Below are 765 nucleotides of genomic sequence, written 5' to 3' on the forward strand. Positions count from 1 at the left end.
CCGCATGCTCGACGCCTACCTGCGCAGCGGCACCACCCTCAACCTCATCCGCGCCTTCACGATGGGCGGCTATGCCGACCTGCGCGAGGTCCACTCCTGGAACCGCGGCTTCACCGACAATCCCGCCTACAAGCGCTTCGAGGCTTTCGCCGGGGAGATCGACCGCGCCATGCGCTTCATGGAGGCCGCCGGGGTCGATTTCGACGCCCTCAAGCAGGTCGACTTCTACGCCGCCCACGAGGCCCTCCTGCTGGAGTACGAGGACGCCATGACCCGTCGCGACTCGCGCACCGGCGACCTCTACGGCACCAGTGCCCACCTGCTGTGGATCGGCGAGCGCACCCGCGGCGCCGACGACGCCCACGCCGCCCTCCTGGCGGGCGTGCGCAACCCCATCGGCGTCAAGCTCGGCCCCACCACCACTCCCGGCGAACTCACCGCCCTCATCGACCGCCTCAATCCCGACGGGGAGCCCGGCCGCATGAGCGTCATCACCCGCATGGGCTCCGATCGCGTCCGCGACGCCCTGCCGCCCCTCATCGAGGCCGCGCGCGCCGACGGGAGGCCGCTCACCTGGATCACGGACCCCATGCACGGCAACACCATCACCTCCGACAACGGCTACAAGACCCGCCGGTTCGAGGCGATCATGGACGAGGTCCGCGGCTTCTTCGAGGTCCACAGGGCCCTGGGCACCGTGCCCGGGGGCATTCACGTCGAGCTCACCGGCGGGGACGTCACCGAGGTCCTCGGCGGCGGCGAGCA

At 70.7% G+C, this 765-nt stretch carries 1 protein-coding gene; it reads left to right on the top strand.

Annotated features, from left to right (window positions below):
• On the top strand, window positions 1–765 hold a 765-nt coding region (locus B1H55_RS12030; protein WP_143222442.1), incomplete at both ends, for a 3-deoxy-7-phosphoheptulonate synthase.

The sequence above is a fragment of the Actinomyces denticolens genome (genome assembly GCF_002072185.1).
In the GTDB taxonomy this organism is placed as follows: domain Bacteria; phylum Actinomycetota; class Actinomycetes; order Actinomycetales; family Actinomycetaceae; genus Actinomyces; species Actinomyces denticolens.